Source organism: Methanobrevibacter sp. 87.7 (genome assembly GCF_002208625.1).
Classification (GTDB): domain Archaea; phylum Methanobacteriota; class Methanobacteria; order Methanobacteriales; family Methanobacteriaceae; genus Methanarmilla.
The window spans coordinates 1-2,841 of sequence record NZ_MRCT01000198.1; the positions used below are offsets into that span (position 1 = coordinate 1).

Consider the following 2,841-nt stretch of genomic DNA (forward strand, 5'->3'; position numbering starts at 1 on the left):
TAATAGAAATTATAATGAATAAAAACTAAAAAAAATAACTAAAAACTAAACTAAAAAAAACCAAACTAAAAACTAAAAAAGAAACAATAAAAAATAAACTAAAAAAAATAAAAAATAGAATTTAAAAATTCTATTTAATGTGCATGTGGAGTATTTACTGATAATGATTCAGAAACAGAATCTGAAACAGATTCTCTTATTTTTTTAATTTTTGACATAAGTTTCTCTTTTCTACTACCATTTAAGAGAATATTATCAAGAACATCATCAATAGTTTCAACAGGAATAATTTCAACCATTTTTTTGTATTTATCCTCAATCATAACATCATCCATGTTAGATTTAGGGATAAGAACTTTTTTAATTCCTGCTTCAGCAGCAGCTTCAATTTTACCTGTTGCTCCGCCAATAGGCATTACATCTCCACGAACAGTTAATGAACCAGTAAGTGCCATTGATTGATCTATAGGAATTCCTTCTACAGCAGAAATTACAGCTGCAGTAATAGATACACTAGCAGAATCTCCTTCAACACCATCATAACTTTGTAAGAATTGAACATGGATATCGTAATTTGATATATCTTTCTGAGTATATTTTTTAATAATAGCAGAAACATTTTGTACTGAATCTTGTGCAATTTCTCCAAGTTTTCCTGTTACAATAATTTTTCCTTCATTTTTACTGCTTGCAGGAGCCATTTGTGCTGCAATTGGCATGACAATTCCACTTCTATCACCAATAATAGCTAAACCATTAACTACACCAATTTTTCCACCAGTAGAATTAATCATACTGTATTCTTTTCTCATTTGGATAGACATATCAGCCATTTGCTGTTCAAGAGTTCTAGAATATTTTTTAGCTTTAAGAACATGCTCTTCACTTACTTTTTTAGCACCTTCTTCTTTAGCAACATCACCAGAAGATCTTACAAGACCACCTAAATCCCTAAGTTTTAAAGTAAGTGCATTTTTCTTACCAGATCTACGTTTAGCTTCAAGGATAATTTGATCCATTGCACTAGTATCAAATGGTGGAATTCTACCATCATTTTTAACTTCTTGAGCTACGAATCTTACAAGTTTTTTCCTATTTTCAGGAGTATCATCCATAGTATCTTTCATGAATATTTCATAACCATATCCTCTAATTCTTGATCTTAATGCAATATGCATTCCTTCAAGTACTTTAATGTTACCAGAAGCTACAAGAACAAAATCACATGGTACTGCTTGTGAACGAACCATTGCTCCACTACTGTTTTCACTTTGTCCAGTAATTGAATATTTATTTTCTTGCATTGCAGATAAAAGCTCTTGTTGAGTTTTCATACTCATTGTACCAATTTCATCAATGTATAAAACTCCTTTATTAGCTTTATGAATCATACCTGCTTCTACACGTTCATGCGCTGGAGTTCCAAGACCACCAGATTGATATGGATCATGTCTTACATCTCCAAGAAGTGCACCTGCATGAGCACCAGTTGCATCGAAAAATGGTGCAAATCTTCTATTAGCATTGTTAACAAGTAATTTTGGACTTGAATTATGATTTTTAGGTTTAATTTGAAGCCCAATTAAAAATATGAATGCAGCAGCAATAATTGCTTCAAGAATTGCATTATATAAAAATCCAAGTGCAATAACAATAGCTACAACAACCATCATAATTAATGATTTTCTTTGTTCATATAAACTAGAAGAAGTTTTAGTACTTTTTACAATTTTAATACCTTCTCCAGCAGGAACAGTTCTAATAAGAGGGTTGTTTTGATCTTCCATATTTGGGTATACTAATACATCCTCTAAAACTTCAGGAGGTAAAAGTTCAGACATACCTTTAGCAAGCATTGATTTACCAACACCAGGATCACCAATTAATAAAACGTTTCTTCTTTGTTTTGCAGCTTTTTTAATTGTTTCAACTGCTTCTTCATGTCCAATTACTTGATCAATTAAAAGAGGTGGAATTTCAATATCATCAGAACTTGAAATAGATTCATAATCAATCATTGGATCAACATGCCCTTCTTTAATAAGTTCTTCTGTTTTTTCTTCTTCTGTTTTTTCTTTTTTAGGACTTTCTTCATTGTTTTGAGGTTCTAAAACAGTATCCTCATTTTCATTTTCACTTACAGAAACATTATTATTTGTTGGTATATCATCTGTGTTTTCTAATGTTTTTGTAACTTGATTTTCTTCATTAGATGAATTATTTTCTAAATCCATATAAAAAAACCTCATAATATTTGTGAATAATAACTATAATTAAGTGAAATAAATAATCATATAATAATTATAAATTCGACTTTTTAATAATATATAAATATCATTATATAAAGTATTTCTAACTAATTAATAAACTTATCTATAAAAAAGTACTAAATTTAATAGTTATTAAAGTTAATACTTAATGTAAATAATTTAATAAAGGAATACTTAAAATTTACAATTTGAATATATTACTTATACATACATAAATACATTTTATAGTTATATTTTGTTTTATATAAAAAGATTATGTTTAGTAAATTAAAGTTATTAAATTATTTACTTAAAGTTAATACATATTATTTAATTTTTAAAGCTTTATTCTAAAATATTAAAATATTATTTAATATATTATAAAAAGCCAAGAAATTTTAAAAAATATAAAAATTAAAAACCACCATAAATTAAGGAGGAATATAAAATAAAGGTATTAAAATAATAAAAACAAAAAAGATAGAAATTATTCTAGAAAATCATGAAAATAAAATAGCTATATTATAAAAAATAAAAGTCAAAAATAGCTAAAAAAATACTAAAAAATAATCAACTTAAAAATATTAACATG

The 2,841-nt window shown here is 26.7% G+C and carries 1 protein-coding gene; it reads right to left on the bottom strand.

Annotated elements, in window-relative coordinates:
* Positions 1-134: 134 nt before the first annotated feature.
* The gene (gene lonB, locus BGI41_RS07545; RefSeq protein ID WP_233126344.1) at positions 135-2,018 is read right to left on the bottom strand and encodes an ATP-dependent protease LonB; all 1,884 of its coding nucleotides are present in this window, start codon (positions 2,016-2,018) and stop codon (positions 135-137) included.
* Between the last annotated feature and the right edge of the window lie 823 nt (positions 2,019-2,841).

Excerpts from the sequence above, each read along its gene's own strand:
- lonB (WP_233126344.1), bottom strand. The coding sequence starts at position 2,018 with ATGATTGATTATGAATCTATTTCAAGTTCTGATGATATTGAAATTCCA.